Annotated in this window: 20 protein-coding genes, 1 pseudogene and 1 riboswitch; of the genes and pseudogenes, 5 read left to right on the plus strand and 16 right to left on the minus strand. The window is 71.1% G+C overall.

Going from position 1 to position 22,434, the window contains the following annotated elements:
- Window positions 1-165: 165 nt before the first annotated feature.
- Together ABZY45_RS14420 and ABZY45_RS14425 are read left to right on the plus strand one after the other, a co-directional pair.
- Window positions 166-780 carry a hypothetical protein gene (locus ABZY45_RS14420; protein ID WP_356739726.1) on the plus strand — a complete coding sequence of 205 codons (615 nt, stop codon included), beginning with the start codon at window positions 166-168 and terminating at the stop codon, window positions 778-780.
- Window positions 781-1,147: 367 nt separating this feature from the next.
- Window positions 1,148-3,052, plus strand: coding sequence for an AAA family ATPase (locus ABZY45_RS14425; protein ID WP_356739728.1), 1,905 nt, complete (start codon window positions 1,148-1,150; stop codon window positions 3,050-3,052).
- A 47-nt stretch (window positions 3,053-3,099) separates the two neighbouring features.
- Here the strand turns inward: ABZY45_RS14425 and ABZY45_RS14430 are convergent, their stop codons facing one another.
- The 11 genes from ABZY45_RS14430 to ABZY45_RS14480 form a co-directional block, all read right to left on the minus strand.
- On the minus strand, window positions 3,100-4,185 hold the full coding sequence (locus ABZY45_RS14430) for a hemolysin family protein (protein WP_356739730.1): 1,086 nt from the start codon (window positions 4,183-4,185) through the stop codon (window positions 3,100-3,102).
- Window positions 4,182-5,549: a hemolysin family protein gene (locus ABZY45_RS14435; protein ID WP_356739732.1), complete on the minus strand. Its 1,368-nt coding sequence runs from the start codon at window positions 5,547-5,549 to the stop codon at window positions 4,182-4,184. Before ABZY45_RS14435 ends, ABZY45_RS14430 begins: the two co-directional genes overlap by 4 nt.
- A gap of 188 nt (window positions 5,550-5,737) precedes the next feature.
- Window positions 5,738-6,217, minus strand: a complete 480-nt coding sequence (locus ABZY45_RS14440) for a PH domain-containing protein (protein ID WP_356739734.1) — start codon at window positions 6,215-6,217, stop codon at window positions 5,738-5,740.
- Between the two features lie 127 nt (window positions 6,218-6,344).
- A complete protein-coding gene (hisG, locus tag ABZY45_RS14445; protein WP_356739736.1) occupies window positions 6,345-7,193 on the minus strand; it encodes an ATP phosphoribosyltransferase in 849 nt (282 codons plus the stop codon).
- Between the two features lie 51 nt (window positions 7,194-7,244).
- Window positions 7,245-7,517, minus strand: coding sequence for a phosphoribosyl-ATP diphosphatase (locus ABZY45_RS14450; protein ID WP_031097852.1), 273 nt, complete (start codon window positions 7,515-7,517; stop codon window positions 7,245-7,247).
- Between the two features lie 35 nt (window positions 7,518-7,552).
- Window positions 7,553-8,038 carry a 6,7-dimethyl-8-ribityllumazine synthase gene (gene ribH / locus ABZY45_RS14455; RefSeq protein ID WP_073751806.1) on the minus strand — a complete coding sequence of 162 codons (486 nt, stop codon included), beginning with the start codon at window positions 8,036-8,038 and terminating at the stop codon, window positions 7,553-7,555.
- A 25-nt stretch (window positions 8,039-8,063) separates the two neighbouring features.
- A complete protein-coding gene (locus tag ABZY45_RS14460) occupies window positions 8,064-9,353 on the minus strand; it encodes a bifunctional 3,4-dihydroxy-2-butanone-4-phosphate synthase/GTP cyclohydrolase II (RefSeq protein WP_356739738.1) in 1,290 nt (429 codons plus the stop codon).
- On the minus strand, window positions 9,350-9,994 hold the full coding sequence (locus ABZY45_RS14465) for a nicotinamide mononucleotide transporter family protein (RefSeq protein WP_356739740.1): 645 nt from the start codon (window positions 9,992-9,994) through the stop codon (window positions 9,350-9,352). The genes ABZY45_RS14460 and ABZY45_RS14465 overlap by 4 nt, the downstream gene beginning before the upstream one ends.
- Entirely contained in the window at window positions 9,991-10,611 is a 621-nt protein-coding gene (locus ABZY45_RS14470; protein WP_356739742.1) for a riboflavin synthase, read from the minus strand. Before ABZY45_RS14470 ends, ABZY45_RS14465 begins: the two co-directional genes overlap by 4 nt.
- A complete protein-coding gene (gene ribD / locus ABZY45_RS14475) occupies window positions 10,612-11,712 on the minus strand; it encodes a bifunctional diaminohydroxyphosphoribosylaminopyrimidine deaminase/5-amino-6-(5-phosphoribosylamino)uracil reductase RibD (protein ID WP_356739744.1) in 1,101 nt (366 codons plus the stop codon).
- 162 nt (window positions 11,713-11,874) lie between these two features.
- Window positions 11,875-12,005: riboswitch (FMN riboswitch) on the minus strand.
- Window positions 12,006-12,072: 67 nt separating this feature from the next.
- Complete coding sequence (locus ABZY45_RS14480) at window positions 12,073-13,305, minus strand: ROK family transcriptional regulator (RefSeq protein ID WP_356739746.1); 1,233 nt, start codon at window positions 13,303-13,305, stop codon at window positions 12,073-12,075.
- Window positions 13,306-13,446: 141 nt separating this feature from the next.
- On the opposite strand from ABZY45_RS14480, the gene ABZY45_RS14485 reads away from it, so the two are divergent.
- Window positions 13,447-14,673 carry an MFS transporter gene (locus tag ABZY45_RS14485; protein WP_356739748.1) on the plus strand — a complete coding sequence of 409 codons (1,227 nt, stop codon included), beginning with the start codon at window positions 13,447-13,449 and terminating at the stop codon, window positions 14,671-14,673.
- Between the two features lie 262 nt (window positions 14,674-14,935).
- Window positions 14,936-16,327 (plus strand): solute carrier family 23 protein, encoded by a 1,392-nt coding sequence (locus ABZY45_RS14490; protein ID WP_356739750.1) that lies wholly within the window; start codon window positions 14,936-14,938, stop codon window positions 16,325-16,327.
- 15 nt (window positions 16,328-16,342) lie between these two features.
- Here ABZY45_RS14490 and ABZY45_RS14495 read toward each other — a convergent pair.
- Window positions 16,343-16,611 (minus strand): annotated as a pseudogene (locus tag ABZY45_RS14495) (glycoside hydrolase family 6 protein); the annotation flags it as partial.
- 107 nt (window positions 16,612-16,718) lie between these two features.
- Between ABZY45_RS14495 and ABZY45_RS14500 the strand changes: the two are divergent.
- The gene (locus ABZY45_RS14500; RefSeq protein ID WP_356739752.1) at window positions 16,719-17,429 is read left to right on the plus strand and encodes a DUF5995 family protein; all 711 of its coding nucleotides are present in this window, start codon (window positions 16,719-16,721) and stop codon (window positions 17,427-17,429) included.
- Between the two features lie 102 nt (window positions 17,430-17,531).
- Here the strand turns inward: ABZY45_RS14500 and ABZY45_RS14505 are convergent, their stop codons facing one another.
- From ABZY45_RS14505 to ABZY45_RS14520, 4 genes are all read right to left on the minus strand, one after another.
- Window positions 17,532-19,223 (minus strand): NAD(P)/FAD-dependent oxidoreductase, encoded by a 1,692-nt coding sequence (locus ABZY45_RS14505; protein ID WP_356739754.1) that lies wholly within the window; start codon window positions 19,221-19,223, stop codon window positions 17,532-17,534.
- Between the two features lie 50 nt (window positions 19,224-19,273).
- The gene (locus ABZY45_RS14510; RefSeq protein WP_356739756.1) at window positions 19,274-20,071 is read right to left on the minus strand and encodes a carbon-nitrogen hydrolase family protein; all 798 of its coding nucleotides are present in this window, start codon (window positions 20,069-20,071) and stop codon (window positions 19,274-19,276) included.
- Between the two features lie 220 nt (window positions 20,072-20,291).
- Window positions 20,292-20,747 (minus strand): Lrp/AsnC family transcriptional regulator, encoded by a 456-nt coding sequence (locus ABZY45_RS14515; RefSeq protein ID WP_356739758.1) that lies wholly within the window; start codon window positions 20,745-20,747, stop codon window positions 20,292-20,294.
- A gap of 130 nt (window positions 20,748-20,877) precedes the next feature.
- On the minus strand, window positions 20,878-22,335 hold the full coding sequence (locus ABZY45_RS14520; RefSeq protein ID WP_356739760.1) for an aldehyde dehydrogenase family protein: 1,458 nt from the start codon (window positions 22,333-22,335) through the stop codon (window positions 20,878-20,880).
- Window positions 22,336-22,434 lie beyond the last annotated feature (99 nt).

Below are 22,434 nucleotides of genomic sequence, written 5' to 3' on the forward strand. Positions count from 1 at the left end.
GTGAGCGGATTGGGGCTACGGGTGCCGATCGGGCCAACTATCGCGGGTCGGGGCCGGATCCTGCCAGTGATTCGACTCGCGCCGCGGGAGCAATATTGGTCTGGTCCACTGGCGTGACCTGCGGGAGACCGGGGCCGGGGCCGGCCGCTCTCGTAGGGTGGAGCCATGAACGACCTGGCGGACCGCGCACGCCGGCTGCGCTCCCTGCCGCCGTCCTGCGGGCCGGTGCGGCTGATCGCGGTGGACGGCCACGCCGGTTCCGGCAAGAGCACCTTCACGGGCCGGCTGGCCACCGCGCTCGGCGGCGCCCCCGTGCTCCACCTGGACGACCTGGCCACCCACGACGAGCTCTTCGCGTGGACGGACAGGCTCAGGGACCAGGTCCTGGATCCCCTTTCACGGGGTGAGCCCGCGCGGTACGCGCCGTACGACTGGACGGCCCGGCGGTTCGGGCCGCGCAGGACACTGGAGGCCGCGCCTGTGCTGCTGGTCGAGGGAGTGGGAGCGGGCCGCGCCGCTGTGCGGCCGTTCCTCGCGGGACTGCTGTGGATGGAGGGCGCGAGCTCGGCGTCCTGGGCGCGGGGCAGACTCCGTGACGGCCCGGCGCTCTCGGAGTTCTGGGACGGCTGGACGGTCGCCGAGCGGCGGCATTTCGCCGACGATCCGTCCTACCCGTTCGCGGACGTGGTGATACGGCGGATGCCCACGGGATACGCGTGGCTGAAAGGGCCTCGCATGGCAGCGGGGACGAGTCGGATCATCACAGAGGGTGAAGGATGAGGGTCGGCATACCGGCCAGTAGGAAGATGCCTCGGATGTGCCCCAACTCGGCTTGACCGAGGGGCCGTACAGGTCTTACGTTCTGGATGTGCGGCTTTTCGAAGCCCCCGCAGTCGCGAAGCCCCCGGTTGTTCCCCCGTGACCGGGGGCTTCGTTCTGCCCTTCCGCGCCGCCGGAAAGGGCCGTTCATTCACGCTCGGTGACCGCCCCCGAAGCGCCGGTAACGCCCTTAACCGCTCACTCCCTGTGCAGGTACGATGCGTCTCGGTGTGGTCAATTCCCGTCCACCGGACGGTGATTAGGCGCGCTGCGCTGGGCATGCTGTGCGGGCGGGACATTCGTGGGGGCACGGTTTGTGGGGGACCTGATGGACATCGGCACGCAGGGCACGCAGGCCCCGGCCGACCTCGCCTGGCTGCGCGGGGTGGACGCCTACACCATGGGCGCGTACCCCCAGGCCGAGGAGGAGTTCAGGACCGCGGTGCGTTTCGACCCCGGCATGGCGGACGGCTGGCTGGGCCTCCACGCGCTGCGGATCGACACCACGACGGCGCTGTTACGCATGTACCGCCACCGCGACCGCTTCGGCGAGCAGCGCAGGCGCCATCGCCGCACGCTCAACTCGTGGTACTGGCTGGGCTGGTGGGTACAGCCGGTGCTGGAGAGCCCTCGCGACCTGCTGCTCGCGCACGCCTCACACTGGCTGGACGGTCGCCATGTGCCAGAACTGGACCGCGCGTTGGCAGGTCTGCCGCCGGTCGACGCCGATCCGCAGGTCCGCTTCCTGCACGCCTGCCGCTCCTATCTGGTCAAGGACTGGGAACAGCTCGTCCGCACCACGGAACAGCTCATCGACGATCCGCTGCTCGGCATCGAGGCGGGGCTCTTCGGCGGGATGGCCCGGGTGCGCCTGGAGATGTACGGACAGGCGGAACCCCTCCTGTCCGCCGCGCTGATGCGCTGTCGCAGCGAACAGCCGCAGCGCAAGGAACTGCGCTACTGGCTGGCGCGGGCGCACGAGGGCACCGGCCGCAGCGCGGCGGCCCTGCCGTTGTACCGGGCGGTGCACCGCGTGGACCCGGCCTTCATGGACACCTCCGCCAGGCTCGCCGCCATCTCCGAAGGAGACGGTTTCGACGAGGCGGCCGATCTCGCCGCGGTCTCGCTGGCCGGCTTCGGTTCGGACGGCGCGGGCACGGAGACCCAGCCCGACGGGGACATGATCCTCGGCACCGACCTGGTGGACGGCCGGGAATCGTGGCCGGGCAGTGATCCGCAGCTGCTGTCCGGCGCCACCGTGCCGCCCCCCGGGACCGGCGGGGGTGCGCGGGAGAAGCCGGGCTCGCCGAGGGCCGCGGTCTTCCCCGCCGGCCCCAGCGATCCCGCGCTGCTGGCCGAGGCCCTGGCCGAACTGGAGCGCATGGTCGGCCTCGAACCCGTGAAACGCCAGGTCAGAGCCTTGTCCGCGCAGCTGAACATGGCGCGGCTACGTGCGGAGCAGGGCTTGCCCGTGCAGCCGCCGAAGCGCCACTTCGTCTTCTCCGGCCCTTCCGGCACGGGCAAGACCACGGTCGCCCGCATTCTGGGCCGGGTGTTCTACGCACTCGGACTGCTCGGCGGCGACCATCTGGTGGAGGCCCAACGGTCCGATCTGGTGGGCGAGTTCCTCGGGCAGACGGCGGTGAAGGCCAACGAGCTGATCGATTCGGCCCTGGGCGGGGTGCTGTTCGTGGACGAGGCGTACAGCCTCTCCAACTCCGGTTACAGCAAGGGGGACGCGTACGGCGACGAGGCGCTGCAGGTCCTCCTCAAGCGGGCCGAGGACAACAGGGACCACCTGGTCGTCATACTCGCCGGCTATCCGGAGGGCATGGACCGGCTGCTCTCCACCAATCCGGGACTCTCCTCGCGTTTCACCACCCGGGTGGACTTCCCCAGCTACCGTCCCCTCGAACTGACCGCGATCGGCGGGGTGCTGGCCGCCGAGAACGGCGACGTGTGGGACGAGGAGTCCCTGGACGAACTGCGCAGCATCAGCGGGCACGTGGTGGACCAGGGCTGGATCGACGAGCTGGGCAACGGCCGATTCCTGCGCACCCTGTACGAGAAGAGCTGCGCCTACCGCGACCTGCGGCTCTCCGGATACACGGCCGCGCCGACGCGGGACGACCTGGCCACCCTGCGGCTCCCCGACCTGATGCAGGCGTACGGCGAGGTGCTGTCCGGGCGGGGTCCGGCGGGCCGGGGGAAGCAGGAGCCGGGCGGGCTGTAGGGGCGTGACCGCCGGACGGACCCGAAGGGCCCGCCCGGCGGTGGTGATCAGCCCAGAGGTGCCATGACCTTCGGCGCCTCCACCGTGCGGCGGGGCACCGAGACCCGGTGGGCCGGGTCTCGGACCTCGCCCACGAGCATCTCCAGGACGTCCTCCATGGCGACGAGCCCGAGCACCCTGCCCGACGCGTCGGCGACCTGGGCGAGGTGCGTGGCCGCCCGGCGCATCACCGTCAGCGCGTCGTCCAGCGGGAGTTCGGCCCGTACGGTCGCCATCGGACGCCAGATCTGCTGGGGTACGGCCCGGTCGGTGTCCTCGAGATCCAGCACGTCCTTCACGTGCAGATAGCCCATGAACGGGCCGCCGCCCTCCGCACAGACGGGGAAGCGCGAGTAGCCGGTCCGTACGGTCAGCTCCTCGATGCGGCGCGGGGTGACCGAGGGATCCACCGTCACCAGCGCGGCCCGGTCGAGCAGCACATCGGTCACGGGACGGCTGCCCAGTTCGAGAGCGTCCCCGAGGCGTTCCTGGGCCTCCGGTTCGAGCAGGCCCGCCATGCCGGAGTCCTCCACCAGCCGGTTGAGCTGCTCGCTGGTGAAGACGGCCTCGACCTCGTCCTTCGGCTCGACCTTGAAGAGCCTCAGCACCAACCGGGCACAGGCCCCGAGCGCCGAGGTGACCGGCCGGCAGAGCCGGGCGAAGCCGACCAGTCCGGGGCTGAGCCACATCGCGGTCTTCTCGGGGGCGGCCATCGCCAGGTTCTTCGGGACCATCTCGCCGATGACGAGGTGGAGGAAGACGACGGAGACGAGGGCCACCGCGAAGCCGAGCGGGTGGATGAGGCCTTCGGGCACGTGCACCGCGTGGAAGACGGGTTCCAGCAGGTGGGCGACGGTCGGCTCGGCGACGGCGCCGAGCGTGAGCGAGCAGACGGTGATGCCGAACTGGGCGGCGGCCATCATCTGCGGCAGGTTCTCCAGGCCGTACAGGACCTGTCTGGCCCGGCTCGACCCGGCGGCGGCAAGCGGTTCGACCTGACTGCGCCGTACGGAGACGAGCGCGAACTCCGCGCCGACGAAGAAACCGTTGGCGAGCACCAGGAGACCGGCGAACATCAGCTGTACGAGACTCATCGCACGGCCTCCAGCAGATCCTGGGTGAGGCGCTCAGGCGGCGCGGGCGGTATGTCCGCCAGCCGGACGAAGCGGACCTGCTCCGCGCGGTAGTGGCCGACCTGGCGGACGGAGATCCGCCATCCGGGCAGTTCCGCGCGGTCGCCCGGAGCGGGGATGCGCCCCAGCAGATCGGCGACCAGTCCCGCCACGGTCTCGTACGGCCCTTTGGGCACGTCGAGCCCTGTCCGCCGCAGGCTCAGCACCCGGGTGCTGCCTTCCACGTCCCAGCCCGGGCGCCCGTCTTCGGCGACGACGGGTGTCAGCTCGGGACGGTCGGCACCTTCGGCGTCGTGCTCGTCCCTGACCTCGCCGACGAGCTCCTCGATGATGTCCTCCAGGGTGACGACCCCGGCGGTGCCGCCGTACTCGTCGACCACCACCGCGATCGGCTGCTCGCTGCGCAGCCGCTGGAGGAGCTGTTCGACGGGCAGGGATTCCGGCACCAGGAGCGGTGGTACGGCGATCGTGCTCACCGGGGTGCGCAGCCGGTCCTGGCCGGGGACGGCCAGGGCGTTCTTGAGGTGGACCATGCCGACGACCTCGTCGATGCGCTCCCGGTAGACGGGGAAGCGGGACAGCCCGGTGGCCCTGGTGAGGTTGAGGACGTCCGCCGCGGTCGCCGAGGACTGCAGCGCGCTGACCTTCAGACGCGGGGTCATGACGTGCTGCGCGGTGAGGCCGGCGAGGGACAGGGTCCGTACGAAGAGGTCGGCGGTGTCCTGCTCCAGGGTGCCGGCCTCGGCGGAGTGCCGGGCGAGGGAGACGAGTTCGCCCGGGGTGCGGGCGGAGGCCAGTTCGTCGGTGGGTTCGACGCCCAGCAGCCGCACCAGCCGGTTGGCGACGGTGTTCAGCGCGGTGATCACCGGGCGCAGAAGAGTGGAGAAGCGGTGCTGGGGTCCCGCGACGAACCGGGCCACCTGGAGCGGCCGGGAGACCGCCCAGTTCTTCGGTACCAGTTCGCCGACCACCATCTGGACGGCGGAGGCGAACAGCATCCCGATCACGACGCTCACTCCGGGGACGGCCCCCGCGGGCAGTCCGACGGTGGTGAGCGGTCCGGCGAGCAGCTGGGCGAGCGCGGGTTCGGCGAGCATGCCGACGACCAGCGAGGTGACGGTGATGCCGAGCTGGGTGCCGGAGAGCTGGAAGGACAGTTCACGCAGGGCCGCGACGACGGTGCGGGCCCGGCGGTCGCCTTCGGCGGCGGCGCGCTCGGCGTCCGGCCTGTCCACGGTGACGAGCCCGAATTCGGCTGCCACGAAGAATCCGTTGGCGAGGATGAGAAGGAATGCCGCGAGGAGCAGCAACAGGGGGGTGGTCATGCCGCCGCCTCCGGAGAGAGGGCGGCGCAGGTACTACCGGACGATCCGTCCATTGCTGGAGGGAGTCACTCCTTGGGTCGCAGGAAAGTGCCCCGCGGGCCCAGGGGGCCGTCTGCTGCGGGGCGGGGCGCACCCGGTGCGCCACCGGTCCAAGAATAATCGGGATCCGGCTCGGCGGGGCAGGGGGCTCAGCCGTTCTCCGTGGCGTCGTTCACTCCGCTGCCGTGGAATTCGGCGAGAGCGCGCAGGGTGCGGGCGTCACGGATCGCCCGCTCCTTGGCCATTCCGGGCTGGATTCCGAGTGCGGGCATGCTGGTGCCGTCGCTGAGGTCGAGGAAGACCCAGGGGTCTCCGGCACGCAGGTTGACGCGGAGGATCTCCGCCCAGGCCAGCCGCCGGGTGCGGGTGATGTTGACGACGGTGACCCCGTCCTCGTCCACGGTGATGTGGGGCCTGCTGAGCAGGGCGAGGACGCCGAAGAACAGCAGGGCGACGAGGACGAAGCTGGCGCGCTCCCCCGTACCGAGGTTCTCCAGTATCAGCGCGATCGCGGTGATGACGACGAATGTCGCCGCCCCCACGGCGAGCAGGACCACTCGGGTGAGGGTGGGCCGGAAGGTGGCCGGAAGGGAGGGAAGCCCGGGCGGCCGGGTCGCGGGAGCGGACATGGCGGCGCTGTCGTCCTTAGGTGTGCGGAGTTCCGGGTCTGCGGTGGTGCGGGGAGCACGGTGGTCCGGAGATGTGCGGTGGCCCGGTCGGGTGTGCTGATCCGGCCGGGCCCGGTCCGTCCGGCTGTCAGAGGCGGCAGGCGTGGATGGCCGTCGTGAGGATGGCGCGCGCCCCCAGCTCGTACAGGTCGTCCATGATCCGCTGGGCTTCCTTGGACGCGACCATGGAGCGGACGGCGACCCAGCCCTCGTGGTGCAGCGGGGAGATGGTCGGCGACTCAAGGCCCGGGGTGAGGGCGACGGCGCGCTCCAGGTGCTCGACGCGGCAGTCGTAGTCCATCATCACGTAGGTGCGGGCGACCAGTACGCCTTGCAGGCGGCGCAGGAACTGCTGGACCTTGGGGTCCTCCGCGTCGGCTCCCTTGCGCCGGATCACGACGGCCTCCGACGTCATGATCGGCTCGCCGATCACTTCGAGCCCGGCGTTGCGCAGGCTGGTGCCGGTCTCCACGACGTCGGCGATGACCTGCGCGACCCCGAGCTCGATGGCGGTCTCGACCGCGCCGTCGAGGTGGACGACGGAGGCCTTGACGCCTGCCTCGGCGAGGTGGGCCCCGACGATGCCCTCGTAGGAGGTGGCGATCGTCATGCCGTCGAAGTCCTGGGGACCGTCGGCCGTGCCGGGCTTCGTGGCGTAGCGGAAGGTGGAGCGCGCGAAGCCGAGCTGGAGGATCTCCTCGGCCTCGGCGCCCGAGTCCAGGAGGAGGTCGCGGCCGGTGATGCCGATGTCGAGGCGGCCCGAGCTGACGTAGATCGCGATGTCGCGCGGCCTCAGGTAGAAGAACTCGACCTCGTTCGACGGGTCGACGAGGACGAGTTCCTTCGACTCCTTGCGCTGCTGGTAGCCGGCCTCATGGAGCATCGCCATCGCAGGCCCGGAGAGTGAACCCTTGTTGGGGACGGCGATGCGCAGCATGAGGTCAGGTTTCCTTTGTGCGGAGGGATGTTCGGGGACGTTCGGCGGGGCTCAGAGGTGGGCGTAGACGTCGTCGAGGGAGATCCCGCGGGCGACCATCATCACCTGGACGTGGTACAGCAGCTGCGAGATCTCCTCGGCGGCGGCTTCCTTGCCCTCGTATTCGGCGGCCATCCAGACCTCGGCGGCCTCCTCGACGACCTTCTTGCCGATGGCATGCACGCCCTTGTCCACCAGTTCGGCGGTGCGGGAGGTGGAGGGGTCGCCGTCGGCGGCCTTGAGCTGCAGCTCGGCGAAGAGCTCTTCGAAGGTTTTGTTCGCCATGATGGTCCTTAGAATACGGGGTCCCGGAGCACTGCTCAGCGCCAGGGTTCGCTTACGGTCCGCAGCGTGGCCGCGGTGGCGACGGCCGCGGTGACCGCTTCGTGCCCCTTGTCCTCGTTGGAACCCTCGAGTCCGGCCCGGTCCAGGGCCTGTTCCTCGTTGTCACAGGTGAGGACGCCGAAGCCGACGGGTACTCCGGTGTCGACCGTGACCTGGGTGAGGCCGTTGGTGACGCCCTGGGACACGTACTCGAAGTGGGGGGTGCCGCCACGGATGATCACGCCGAGGGCGACGATCGCGTCGTAGCCGCGGCCGGCGAGCACCTTGGCGACCACCGGGAGCTCGAAGCTGCCGGGGACCCGCAGCAGCGTCGGCTCGTCGATGCCCAGGTCGTGCAGGGCGCGCAGTGCCCCGTCGACCAGCCCGTCCATGACCTTCTCGTGCCACTGGGCCGCGATCACCGCCACCCGCAGGTCTCCGCAGTTGCGTACGGACAGTTCGGGTGCGCCCTTGCCGCTCATGTCTCTCCTGTGTGTTCGTCGGTGGTTACTGGTTGCCGCAGGCGGACACGACGGTGGCGTCGAGCCACGGCAGGTCGTGCCCCATCCGGTCCCGCTTGGTGCGCAGGTAGCGGAGGTTGTGCTCGCCGGCCTGGACGGGCATGGGCTCGCGCCCGGTGATCCCGAGGCCGTACCGGACGAGCGCGGCGGTCTTCTCCGGGTTGTTGGTCATCAGCCGCAGGGTGCGCACGCCGAGGTCCCGCAGTATCTGCGCGCCCGCCGCGTAGTCCCGGGCGTCGGCGGGCAGGCCGAGTTCGAGGTTGGCGTCGAGCGTGTCGGAGCCGCGCTCCTGGAGTTCGTACGCGCGCAGCTTGGACACGAGCCCGATGCCCCGGCCCTCGTGGCCGCGCAGGTAGACGACGACCCCGCGCCCCTCGGCCGTGACACGCTCCATGGAGGTGTGCAGCTGGGGGCCGCAGTCGCAGCGCTGGGACTGGAAGATGTCGCCGGTCAGGCATTCGGAGTGCATCCGGACGAGGACGTCCTCGCCGTCCCCGATGTCGCCGTGGACGAGCGCCACGTGCTCGACGCCGTCGACGGTGGAGCGGTACCCGTACGCGGTGAACGGGCCGAAGCTGGTGGGCAGCCGCACCTCGGCCTCACGGCGCACGGTCGGCTCGGCGCTGCGACGGTAGGCGATCAGGTCCTCGATGGAGATGATCGTGAGGCCGTGCTTGCGGGCGAACGGGACGAGTTCGGGCAGCCGCAGCATCACGCCGTCCTCGCCGGCGATCTCGACGATGGCTCCGGCGGGGCGCAGCCCGGCGAGCCGGGCCAGGTCGACGGCGGCCTCGGTGTGGCCGTTGCGCACGAGGACACCGCCGGTGCGGGCGCGGAGCGGGAAGACGTGACCGGGCCGTACGAAGTCGCCGGGGCCCGCCGTGCCGCCCGCCAGCATCCGGAGGGTGGTGGCACGGTCGGCTGCGGAGATCCCGGTGGTCACCCCGTGTTCCGCGGAGGCGTCCACGGAGACGGTGAAGGCCGTCTTCATGGACTCGGTGTTGTGCGTGACCATCTGCGGGAGTTCGAGGCGTTCCAGCTCGTCGTCCTCCATGGGCGCGCAGATCAGGCCCCGGCACTCGCTCATCATGAAGGCGATGATCTCGGGGGTCGCCTTCTCGGCGGCGATGACGAGGTCGCCCTCGTTCTCCCGGTCCTCGTCGTCGACGACCACGACGGGCCGTCCGGCGGCGATGTCGCGGATCGCCTGCTCCACGGGGTCGAGCGAGAGGTCGTCGAGGGTGCGGTCGTGCAACCAGGCGGGCTGGGCTGTCATGCCGTGGCTCCCTTCAGAGCGGGTGTCCGCGTACGCAGCCACCAGTCGCGCATGCCCCACAGGACGAGCGCCCCGTAGACGACGTAGATGAGGCCGGAGAAGGCGAGGCCGCTGTGGAAGTTCAGCGGTACGCCGACGAGGTCGACGAGCAGCCAGGCGAACCAGAACTCGACCATGCCGCGCGCCTGGGCGATCATCGCCACGAGGGTCCCGGCGAAGATGTAGGCGTCGGCCCACGGGCTCCAGGAGAGCGACGGGAAGGCCGTGAACAGTCCGCCGACCGCGAGGGTGCCGAGTGCGGCGCCGCCCACCAGATACCCGCGCTCGCGCCAGGTGGCGAAGCGCACGGCGATGGAGCCGTCCTGGGCCTGCTGCCTGCCGCGGGTCCACTGCTGCCAGCCCCAGACGGCGACGGCGATGACGATCAGCTGCTTGCCGACGCTGCCCGCCTGCTGCACGGAGACGTTGGCGGCGACGAGGACGACGCCGGACAGAAGCTGGGCGGGCCAGGTCCACACCGAGCGAAGCCAGCCGAGCGCCAGGGCGATCAGGCCGATCGTGTTGCCGATCATGTCCGACCAGATGATGTGCTGCCCGAAGGCGGTGAAAGCCTCCGAGTTCAGCCAGTCCAGGGCGCTCATGCGACCGGCTCCCCGGCTTCGGGGGCGGAGCCGTGGGCGAGCAGCCGCTCGACGTACTTCGCGAGGACGTCCACCTCGAGATTGACCGGGTCGCCTGCCTTCTTGATGCCGAGCGTGGTCAGCGCGAGGGTGGTGGGAATGAGGCTGATGGTGAAGTAGTCGGGACCCGCGTCGACGACGGTCAGGCTGACGCCGTCGACGGTGATCGAGCCCTTCTCCACCACGTAGCGGGTCAGACCGGCGGGCAGGGAGATCTTCACGATCTCCCAGTTCTCGGAGACGGTGCGTTCGACGATGGTGCCCGTGCCGTCCACGTGCCCCTGCACGATGTGCCCGCCGAGCCGGCCGCCCAGCGCCATGGGGCGCTCCAGATTGACCCGGGAGCCCGCCGCCAGCGCGCCGAGGCTGGAGCGCTCCAGCGTCTCGGCCATGACGTCGGCGGTGAACTCGTTCTCCCCGAGGTCCACGACGGTGAGGCATACACCGTTGACGGCGATGGAGTCGCCGTGCTTGGCGCCCTCGGTGACGACGGGACCGCGCAGTCGGAAGCGGGAGGCGTCGTCGAGTTCCTCGACGGCGGTGACCTCACCCAGTTCTTCGACAATTCCGGTGAACACTCAGTTTCCCTTCCGAGCAGGGACGGGGACGGCGGTGATGCGCAGATCGGGGCCGATTCGGACGGTCTCGGTCACATCGAGGCGCAACGCCTGGGAGATGGTGGAGATTCCGGCGTCGGCGAGGGCCGCCGGGCCCGAGCCGAGGAGGACCGGAGCGAGATAGCCGACGACGGTGTCGACCGCTCCCGCGGCGACGAACGAGCCGGCGAGGACCGGCCCTCCTTCGAGGAGTACGGAACGGATGCCGCGCCCGTGGAGGGCGGCGAGCAGCGCGTCGATGTCCAGGCCGGGGCCTGTGGCGGCGCGCGGGAGGCGCAGCACGGCCTCCTCGGGGAGGTGACCCGCGTCGGCGTCGGCGGCGACCGCGACCAGGGTGGGCGCGGTCCCGTCGAGGACCCGGGCTCCCGGCCGTACGGCGGTGGCACCGGTGTCGACGACCACCCGGAGCGGCTGGGTGGCGCCCTCGACGCCGCGTACACCCAGCTGGGGGTCGTCGGCGCGGGCGGTGCCCGAACCGACCACGACCGCGTCGGCCTCGGCGCGCAGCCGGTGGACGTCGGCGCGGGACTCGGGGGAGGTGATCCAGCGGCTGGTGGAGTCGGCGGCGGCGATCCGGCCGTCGAGGGTGGCGGCGTACTTCCACAGGACGTACGGGCGGCCGAGGCGGACCGAGGTGAGCCACGCGGTGTTGCCGGTCTCCGCCTCGTCGGCGAGGAGACCCTGCTCGACCTCGACCCCCGCGGCGCGCAGGGTGTCCGCGCCGCCGGTGGCCTGCGGGTTCGGGTCGCTCACCGCGTAGACGACACGGCGGACGCCGGCCTCGATGAGTGCCTGGGCACAGGGGCCTGTGCGTCCGGTGTGGTTACAGGGTTCGAGGGTGACGAGGGCGGTCCCGCCACGGGCCCGTCCGCCGGCCTCACGCAGGGCGTGGATCTCGGCGTGCGGTCCCCCGGCGCGCCGGTGGAAGCCCTCTCCGGCCTGTTCCCCGGCGGCGTCGAGGATGACGCATCCGACGACCGGGTTCGGGCTGGTGGCGCCGAGTCCGCGGGCTGCGAGCGTGATCGCCCGCCGCATGGCGGTTCTTTCGGCTGCGGTGGCCACCGGGTCCTCCTGCCTCTTCGGGCACGGACTCCGGGGCCTGTCGATGACGACAGATGAAGCGGAACGCGAACAGGCACACGCCGAGTCCCGAAGGGACGGATGTGCTCGCCCCGGGACACCCCGGAACGCATCCGCCTACGGCGGCATACCTGTGACGGCCCGCCGCGCACTGCCTCCCATCCGGACTTTCACCGTCGGTCCAGGAATCTCACCTGGTCAACCGGCCGCTGGATGCGGACGGGTCGCGGACTATAACCGCCGGTTCGGAATTACACCGACCCCGGAGTGCGCTGCTGCTGGTACAGAGGTCATTCTGCCACGTATGGCAACGGTCCATACGGGTGACTTCTGTGGGACGGCTCACAGGTGACCGCGAGCCACGGGGTCGGCGGACCCGGCCCCCGGGGCGAAGAGAGCGTCCTGGGCCGCGTCCCGGGCGGCGATCAGTGCCCCGCTCATGACCGCGCCGCCGCCGAGCATCCCGGCCCTCACCTCGGTGCGCAGGGGTGACATACGGGCAAGCCGCTCCTCCACCCGCGCGGCGAGCGCGTCGCCCCCGGCGCGGCCGACCTCACCGGCCAGGACGAGGCAGCCCGGGTCGAGCACGGAGACGACGGCGGCCGCACCGAGGGCGAGGCGGTCGGCGAGTGCGGCCAGAAATGCCTCGCCACGCGCACCGCCGTCGCGCAGGGCGGCCCGTACGGCGAACGCGGCGGCGGGGTCCTGCTCCTGCGCCGCGTCGGGCGAGGGGGCCCAGGCCCTGATGCCGTGCTCCGTGGCCAGCTCGCAGACGGCCGCCGATCCCACCAAGGAGTGGAAACCGCCGTCACAGTTGACCGAGGAGGGGACCCCGGACGTTCCCGGCACGGGCAGGAATCCGATCTCCCCGGCCCCTCCCGAAGCACCGCGGCGCAGCTTCCCGTCGAGCATGACGGCCGCGCCGATTCCGTGGCCGAGCCAGAGCAGGACGAAGGTGTCGCGGTCCTCGGCGGCGCCGATACGGTGTTCGGCGACGGCGGCGAGATTGGTCTCGTTCTCCACGAGGACGGTCGCGGGCAGCCGTCGCTGGAGCTCCTTCACCAGGCCCCGGTGCCAGGCGGGGAGCCCCGCGGTGGACCTGAGTTCGCCGCTGAGGGGGTCGATCAGGCCGGGGGCGCCGATTCCCACGCTGTGGAGCGGGGCCGGGCCCGCGCTGCGGGCGGTGCGCTCCAGCATCGCCACGGCCCTCGCCACGGCCGGCCCCGTCCCGGTGTCGCTGCCGATCGGCAGGGTGGCCTCGGCGAGCGTGACACCGAGCAGGTCGGCGACGGCCACGGCGACGCTGTCCGTACGGACGTCGAGGGCGGCCAGGTGCGCACGGTCGGCGACGATCCCGTACAGACGGGCATTGGGCCCACGACGGTCCGCGCCGCTCTCCCCGACCACCCGGACCAGGCCGGCGTCCTGGAGCCGCTCCACCAGATCGGCGACCGTGGGGCGGGACAGCCCGGTCAGGGTCTTGAGCTGAGTGGCCGTCAGCGGGCCGTCCTGCTGGAGCAGTCGCAGGGCGAGCCGGTCGTTGATGGCCCGGGCGGTGCTCGGGGATGCGGGCATGCCGGGATCCTTCCAGATCGCTGACGGTCCGCCGCCAGGGGGTTATTTATCAGGCAGGGTTCCTGATAGTTTACGGCCCGCACCACGCGACGGGCGCCGGAGTCACCGGCGAGCGAGAATTCCCAGGGGAGGGCACGGCGTATGACAACGGACCCAGCGGTCCCGGTCTTCGGTACGGAGCAGATCAGACGGGCCAGGTACGCGGTCGCCGCGGTCTTCGCCGTGCACGGGGCGGTGACCGGCAGCTTCGCTACCCGGGTCCCCTGGATCCAGGACCACGCCTCGGTGAGCGCGGGGCAGCTCGGTCTCGCCCTCGCCTTCCCCGCCATCGGCGCGTCACTGGCCATGCCCCTGGCGGGCAGTGTCAGCCACCGTTTCGGGGCCCGGACCGCCCTGCGCGGGCTGCTGGCCCTGTGGACGCTCGCGCTGATCCTGCCCGCGCTGGCGCCGAACCTGCTCACGCTCTGCGCCGCGCTGTTCGTGTACGGGGCGAGCGCCGGGATGTCGGACGTGGCGATGAACGCGCTCGGTGTCGAGGTCGAGAACAGGATGGACAAGTCGATCATGTCCGGGCTGCACGGCATGTGGAGCGTGGGCGCCCTGGTCGGTTCGGCGGCGGGCACGGTCGCGGCGCACATCGGGGCCGACGCCCGGTTGCACCACACGCTGGCCGCCCTGGTGCTGACGGGGCTCGGCCTGGCCGCCTGCCAGGGGGTCCTGGACCTGCGCAGCGAGCCCGACGAGGAGCCGCCGCCGCGCTTCACCCTGCCGCCGAAGTCCGCGTTGGTCATCGGCGCTGTGGGTTTCTGCGCGGTGTTCGCCGAAGGGGCGAGCATGGACTGGTCGGCGGTGTACCTCCGTGACGTGATGGGCAGTTCGGCGGGTCTGGCTGCGGCTTCCACCACGGCGTTCGCCCTCATGATGGCCATCGCGAGGATCGCCGGCGACAAGGTCGTCGACCGGTTCGGAGCGGTGCGCACCGTCCGGGTCGGAGGCGTCCTGGCCACGGTCGGCGGACTGCTCGTGGTCCTGTCTCCCGGCCCGGCCCTCGCGCTCTGCGGCTTCGGACTGCTGGGCCTCGGCGTGGCCGTCGTCGTACCGCTGGCGTTCGCGGCGGCCGGTCGCAGCGGTACGAACCCCAGCCGGGCCATCGCCGGTGTCGCCACCATCACGTACACCTCGGGGCTGATCGCCCCGTCCGCGATCGGTTCGCTGGCCGAGGCGACCTCGCTGCTCGTGTCCTTCGGCCTGGTCACGGTGCTGGCCTTCGGGCTGGTCCTCGGTGCGGGGGTGCTGCGGGCCGGCGACCGCACGGTCGCGGGGGGCGTCCCGAAGCAGGCCCCGGCCGAGAGCCCGACGGGCGGCTGACGGCCGCCGCCAGGACGGCGAGGAGACCGGCGGAGCCCTCGCCCCGGCGCATCCCGGCGTGGTGGCGGGGTCCGCACGCCGGCTTCGCGGACCGTGCCCCGCCCGGGCGTGGCGCGGTCCGCCGCCCTCTCGTGACACGGTCCCGCGCCGGGGGTGGCGGGGCCGAGCACGAGGTCACGGCGCTGCGGCACTACCATGGCTCTGATCTTTTTCCGCGGATGGACCCACAGGGCGCACCGCACACACCAATCAGGGAGCGACCATGGGCCTCGGCGTGCGCTGGACCTTGCACGGCGACGGAAAGACGCCCGCACCGGGGGCCGTGGTGCGCCCCGACGAGCGGCTCTCCTGGCCCCGGACGTTCGGCCTGGGCGCCCAGCACGTGGTGGCGATGTTCGGCGCGTCCTTCGTCGCGCCCGTCCTGATGGGCCTCGACCCGAACCTCGCGATCATGATGTCCGGTGTCGCGACCGCCATCTTCCTGCTGGCGACCCGGGGCAGGGTCCCCAGCTATCTCGGCTGCTCCCTCTCCTTCGTGGGCGTGGCCGCCACGATCCGGGCCAGTGGCGGCAGCAGCGCAACGGTCACGGGCGCGGTCCTGGTCGTCGGCGCCGTGCTCTTCCTGGTGGGGCTCCTGGTCCAGCGGTTCGGGGCGCGAATCATCCACGCGGCGATGCCTCCGGTGGTCACGGGCGCGGTCGTCATGCTGATCGGGTTCAACCTGGCCCCCGTCACCGCGTCGACGTACTGGCCCCAGGACCAGTGGACCGCTCTGCTGGTCATGCTGTTCACCGGGCTGGCCGTGGTCTGCCTGCGCGGGTTCTTCTCCCGTATCGCGATCTTCCTCGGGCTGGTCTTCGGATACGTCCTGTCCTGGGTACTCGACCTGGTCTTCGGGAAGATCCACTCCCCGGCCGGCGGCGCCGAGGCCGTCGACCACTGGCGGCTGGACCTGTCGGCCGTCGCGGACGCGGACTGGATCGGGCTGCCGTCCTTCCACGCGCCGAGCTTCGAGTGGTCGGCGATCCTGGTCGCGCTGCCCGTCGTCATCGCGCTGATCGCGGAGAACGCGGGTCATGTGAAGGCCGTGGGGGAGATGACCGGCGACTCGCTCGACGACAAGCTGGGCACCGCCATCGCGGCGGACGGCGCCGCCTCGATGCTGTCCACGGCGGTGGGCGGCCCGCCGAACACCACGTACTCCGAGAACATCGGGGTCATGGCGGCGACCCGGGTCTACTCGACCGCCGCCTACTGGGCCGCGGCCTGCTTCGCCCTGCTCTTCGGTCTCTGCCCCAAGTTCGGCGCGGTGGTGGCCGCGATCCCCGGTGGGGTGCTCGGCGGCATCACCGTCATCCTCTACGGCATGATCGGTCTCCTGGGCGCCCAGATCTGGCTGAACGCCAAGGTCGACCTGCGCAACCCGCTCAACCTCGTACCGGCCGCCGCGGGCATCATCATCGGGGTCGGCGGGGTCAGCCTGAAGATCAGCGACAACTTCGAGCTGAGCGGCATCGCGCTCGGCACGCTCGTCGTGATCACCGGCTACCACGCCCTGCGGGCGTTCGCCCCCGCCCATCTCAAGACCCAGGAGCCCCTGCTGGACTCGGGCACCTCCCAGTACGACGAGGAGCCGCCCGCCGGCAAGGCCTGAGCGAGGCCGTGGCGCTCAGCCGGTGGCCAGTTCGTAGGCGTGGTCAGGGGTGAAGGATCCGGCCGAGCCCCTGCAGCCGTCGGACTCCCCCGGCGGTTTCACCCAGACATACGCGTCGGTCCCGGCCGCGCCGGTGTCCGTGGTGGGGGGGCCCTGCCCAGGGCCCGTCCGGCCGGGTCGCACCACTCAACGGCCGCCGGCGCGCCGTTGCCGTTGCGGCTGGTGTCGATGACGGCACCCATTCCGGGCGGGCCGCCGAGCGCGGCCGGCACCCGCCGCCCGTACACCCGACACCCCTCGTCCCCTCCTCCGGCGCCCGCTGTTCGTCCGTTCCGATGAAGTCTCCGGCCCGTCGGCGCCGTGGCGAGCCCATGGCTGGGAGGCTGCCCGGATGGACCGGATCGAGCAGTTCGCAATTCCGGCCGGCGCTGCCGGCACGGTGTCCGACGTCGGCGCGGTGATCGAGCGGATGCGCGCGTTCCGCTCCGACTGGCCCCCGGGTGACGGGCTGGGAGTCTTCAACCAGGTGTATCTGACGGTCACGGAGACGCTCCGCCGGAACCTGAGGGACGGGACATTCGGGGACGCCGAGGCCGTGTCCGCGCTGGACGTCCGGTTCGCCCGGCGTTATCTGACGGCGGTGGACACGGCCGCCGCGGGCGGAAGCCCGCCGGCGTGCTGGCGCCCGCTGTTCCAGTTCCGCCGCCATCCCGGCGTACGCCCGCTGCAGTTCGCCCTCGCCGGTATCAACGCGCACATCGGACACGATCTCGCGCTGGCCGTCGTGGACACCTGCCGTACGCTCGGCTGCGCTCCGGCGGACCTGGAGGAGGAGTTCGACCGGGTGGGCGATCTCCTCGTGATGCTGGAGGAGCGGATCCGCGACGATCTGATGCCCGGTCCCGATCTGCTGGAGATCGCCGATCCGCTGACGCATCTGGCGGGTGCCTGGAGCCTGGAGCGGGCCCGTGAGGCGTCGTGGACCGCTGCCGGCGTGCTGTGGCGTCTGCGCGGACTGCCGCTCCTGGCCGAGGAGTTCAGGGTGCGGATGGACGCGGGGGCCGGGCTGGTGGGCCGCTTCCTGCTGACTCCGTGCCGCTGATACGTTCCTCCTCGGCAGGGTCCTGCCGAGGAGGAACCGGCCCCGCGACCGGGGCGGCGGGTGGTCTCAGCCTCCGCGAGAGCGAGCCGCGCGACGGTGGTCTCAGCCCTCCGGGAGCTCGACCGGTGCGATCTCGTCGAAGACGTCGCCCGGCCCCGGGTTCGTCGGATCGGTGGTGCCGCCGAACTGGGCCATCACGCCCCACACGGCGTTGAGTGCCGTCTGCACAGCGCCCTCGGCCCATCCAGCGGTCCAGGAGATGTCGTCGCCGGCGAGGAACAGGCCGCGCTTGTCGGCCGGCAGCCGGTCCTGCATGAAGTGGGTGAACAGGCGGCGCTGGTAGCGGTAGTGCCCGGGCAGGTTGGCCTTGAACGCGCCCATGAAGTACGGCTCGTTCTCCCACGACACGGTGACCGGGTTGCCGATGACGTGCTTGCGGATGTCGACACCCGGATAGATCTCGCCGAGGGACTTGAGCATGACCTCCATGCGTTCCTCCGGCGAGAGGGGCAGCCACTTCAGGCTGTCGTCGCACCAGGTGTAGGAGAGACAGATGACGGCCGGCTTGTCGGGTCCGTCGTCCAGGAGGTAGGTCCCCCGGGTCATCCGGTCGGTGAGCGTCATGGACATCGTGTCCCGGCCGGTGGCCGCGTCCTTGTCGAGCCAGAACGGACGGTCGACCGGCACGAACAGCTTGGACGACTCCATGTAGTGGGTGCGCTCCATCGCCGTCCAGTGGTCGATCGGGAAGAGGGCGTCGTCGCAGGCGATCTTGGAGAGCAGCAGCCAGGACTGTCCGGTGAAGACGGCGGCCCGGTAGGTGCGGATGTCGCCGGTGGCGTCGGTGACGGTGATCCGGTTCCCGGCGGTGCGGTCGAGGCGGGTCACGGCGGTGCGCGGGTGCCCCCCGTGCAGGGAGGACAGCGACGTGCCGAGCGGCCAGTGCGTGATCTTCTGCGGCTCGCGGTCCCAGAGGCGCAGCGGCAGTTGCTGGCTGCCGCCGACGATCCCGCGGTGGTGGTCGTCGGCCTCGGTGTAGACGACGCGGAGGATCTCCAGGATGGAGTTGGGGAAGTCGGTGTCCCAGCCGCCGGTGCCGAAGCCGACCTGCCCGAAGATCTCGCGGTGCCGGAAGGAGGAGAAGGATTCGGAGCCGCAGAGGAAGCCGTAGAAGGTCTGGTCGTCGAGCTTCTCCACGAGCTTCGACCAGATCTCCCGGATGCGCGGTACGTCGCGCTCGCGCATGGCGCGGTTCATGTCGGAGAAGTCGGCGCCCTCCTCCAGGCAGGTGTTCCAGGCGTCCATCACCTCGCGGTACACCGGGGGCAGGTCGTCGATGGTGCGCGCGTAGTGGGACTCACCCTTGAGGTCGACGACGGTCGACGGGGTGGCCGGGGAGAGCGGGTTGGGAAACGGCTTCGTCTCCAGTCCCACCAGGTCGATGTAGTGCTGGAGCGCCGTGGACGAGGGCGGGAAGCGCATGGCGCCCATCTCGGCGGTCAGCGAGGGGTCACAGCCGTCGAAGCCGACGGTCCGGAGCCTGCCGCCGATCCGGTCGGCCTCGTAGACGACCGGCTTCAGGCCCATCTTCATGAGTTCGTACGCGGTGATGATGCCGGAGAGCCCGCCGCCGATGACGGCGACCTCGGTGCCGTGCTCGGTCGCCGGTATCTGCCCGATGCCCGCCGGATGGGCCAGGAAGTCGTCGTAGGCGTAGGGGAAGTCCGGCCCGAACATGGTGATCGGCGGCTGCGCGTCGGTGTGCTGGACGGCGTTGGGCACCGTGGACGTCATGGGGTACGGACTCCTAGCGGGGGAAGCGTGGGACGACGGGGGCGGAGGGCTCAGACGAGGGAGCCGTACAGACCGGGTACGCGGTCCCGCAGATAGGGGTTGGCCGCGCGGGACGCGGCGAGCAGGCCGGGGTCCACCTCGCCGAGGACGAGCTCCTCGCCCCGGCCGGCGCGGGTGCGGACGGCACCGTCGGGGGCGGCGATGCAGCTCAGCCCGGTGAACTCGAACTCACCTTCGCTACCCGTCCTGTTGACGTAGGCGATGTACATCTGGCTCTCGAACGCGCGGACCGGTACGAGGGATTCGGCGACGAACGGGTACGGGTGCATCAGCGCGGTCGGCACCAGCAGCAGCTCTGTCCCGGCCAGGGCGTGGGCGCGCACGTTCTCCGGGAACTCGACGTCGTAGCAGATCAGCAGTCCGATCCGTACGCCGTCCAGCTCGGCCTGCACCACGGGACGCTCGCCGGGGGTGAACCACTTCTGCTCGAAGGCGCCGAAGAGGTGGGTCTTGCGGTAGGCGGCGAGCCGGGTGCCGTCGGGGCCGATCAGCTGGGCCGCGTTGAAGAGCCGCTCCCCCTCCCGCTCCGGATAGCCGTAGTGGACGGCGAGCCCGTGGCGTACGCAGATGTCGGCGACGGCCCGCGCGCCGGGGCCGTCGGCGGGTTCGGCGAGCTCGAGGAGCGCGTCGCCGACGGCGTACCCGGTGAGGAACAGCTCCGGGCAGACCAGCAGCCGGGCGCCGGCGGACGCGGCACGCCCGGCGGCCTCGTCCAGGGTCGCCAGGTTGTCGGCCACGGAGCCGGGACGTCCTGAGCTCTGGAGCAGGGCGGTACGCAACGGCGGCATGGCTGACCTCGGGCGGGACGGGCGGGGTGGGAGACGTATCGAAGGTACGGCGCGGGCCGCACGGGCGACAAGACGCGTTTGTTGCGCGTACACCGTCGATCCGTTGCGTGCCCGGGCCGCTGTGCGAAGATTCGTTGCGTGCGGCGTCATCGCAGGTCAGGCAAGTGATTTCGGTCTCGGTACGCTCCGCCCGGCCACCCGTGGGCCGGGGGCGGAGGGCTCAGGCGGGTGGGCCCGAGGTGTAGCGCCGAAGGAGCGGGGAGAGCACGAGCACGGACTTCGTCCGCTCGATGTACGGCTCGCCCGCGATCCGCTCCAGCACCTGCTCGAAGTGCCGCATGTCGGCGGCGAAGACCTGCACGATCGCGTCGGCGTCGCCGGTCACGGTGGAGGCGGACGCGACCTCCGGGTAGGCGGACAGCCCACGCTTGATCGCCTCGGGGGCGGTGTTGCGGCTGCAGTAGATCTCGATGAAGCCCTCGGTCTCCCAGCCGAGCGCCGCCGGGTCGACCCGCACGGTGAAGCCCGTGATGGCACCTTCGGCGCGCAGCCGGTCCACTCGGCGTTTGACCGCGGGTGCGGAGAGGCCGATGAGCGCGCCGATGTCCGCGTAGGACCGTCGGGCGTCTTCGGCGAGGGCGTGGACGATGCGTTCGTCGAGGTCGTTCAGGCGCACTTCGGGTGGGTCACTTCTCTGCGACGGACGGTTCGGGGGCGGCGATGGCCGCCCCCGAAGTAGACCACGGGTCCGCCGCGCGGGGCGCGCCCGCCGCGGGGAGGGTAAGTCCGCCCCGCGGGGAGGTGGGTCAGAAGGGGAACTGCGAACGTCCGTGCTGGACCGAGATCCACTTCTGCGTGGTGAAGGCCTCCAGCATCGAGTCGCCGTTGAGCCGTCCGAGGCCCGAGTTCTTCTCCCCGCCGAAGGGGACGATGGGCTCGTCGTGGACCGTGCTGTCGTTGACGTGGATCATGCCGGTGCGGATTCGCTGCCCCACCCGTACGCCGCGCTCGACGTTCGCGGTGTGGACCGCGCCGCTCAGCCCGTACGGCGTGTCGTTGGCGATCCGGACGGCCTCGTCCTCGCCCTCGAAGGGGACGAGCAGGGCCACGGGGCCGAAGATCTCCTGCTGGAGCACGGGGGAATCGGCGGCGAGGCCGGTCAGTACGGACGGGCTCACCACGTTGCCCTCGGCCCGTCCGTGCAGCAGCGCCGTGGCGCCGGCCTCCACGGTCTCGTCGACGAGCCTGGACACCGCTTCGGCCTGCGAGGAGTTGATCAGCGGGCCGATGTGGGTGGCGGGGTCGGCTGGGTCCCCGACGTGCAGGGAGGCGACCTTGGCGACGAACTTCTCGGTGAACTCCCGCTCCACCGCGCGGTCCACCAGGATGCGGTTGGCCGCCATGCAGACCTGCCCCTGGTGGATGTAGCGGCTGAAGACGGCGGCGTCGACGGCGTAGTCCACATCGGCGTCGTCCAGGACGATCAGGGCGCTGTTGCCGCCCAGTTCGAGCACGGCGCGCTTGAGGTTGGCCGCGCAGACCGTCGCGACGTGCCTGCCGACCTTGTCGGAGCCTGTGAAGGAGATCACCTGCGGGACCGGGTGCTCCAGCAGGCTGTCCCCGATCTCGGCGATGTCGGTGACCACGACGTTCAGCAGGCCGGCGGGGAGTCCCGCCTCCTCGAACACCCTGGCTATGAGCGTGCCGCCGCAGACCGGGGTGTTCTGGTGCGGCTTGAGGACCACGGCGTTGCCCAGGGCGAGGGCGGGCGCGACCGACTTGAGGGACAGCAGGAAGGGGAAGTTGAAGGGGCTGATGACTCCCACGACGCCCACGGGCACCCGGTAGACGCGGTTCTCCTTGCCGTCGGTCGGCGAGGGGAGTATCTGGCCGGTGGACCGCAGCGTGAGCTGGGCCGCCTCACGGAGGAACTCCTTGGCCAGGTGCAGCTCGAAGCCCGCCTTCAGCCGGGTGCCGCCGAGCTCCGCGACGATCGCCTCGGCTATCTCGGCCTCGCGCTCCTCGACGACGCGCAGCGCCTTCTCCAGCACGGTCCGCCGGGCGTACGGGTTGGTGTCCGCCCACTGCTCCTGGGCTCGCTCGGCGGCCCGGTAGGCCTGGTCGACCTCGCCCGCCGTGGCGACGGTGATCGAGGCGAGCTTCTCCCCGCTGTACGGGTTGAAGTCGATGATGTCCCAGGACCCCTTCCCCGGCCTCCACTCGCCGTCGATGTACTGCTGGGCCAGTTCGGTGAAGAAGGTCATGAGATCCCTTACCGCAGAGACGAGGGGGCCGTTGATTGGCGCTCATATTACTTACCCTTCAACCAAGTTGAGGGAAGTCCGGCTCGCTCATACGTGAAA

The organism is Streptomyces sp. NPDC006516 (genome assembly GCF_040611875.1).
GTDB lineage: Bacteria > Actinomycetota > Actinomycetes > Streptomycetales > Streptomycetaceae > Streptomyces.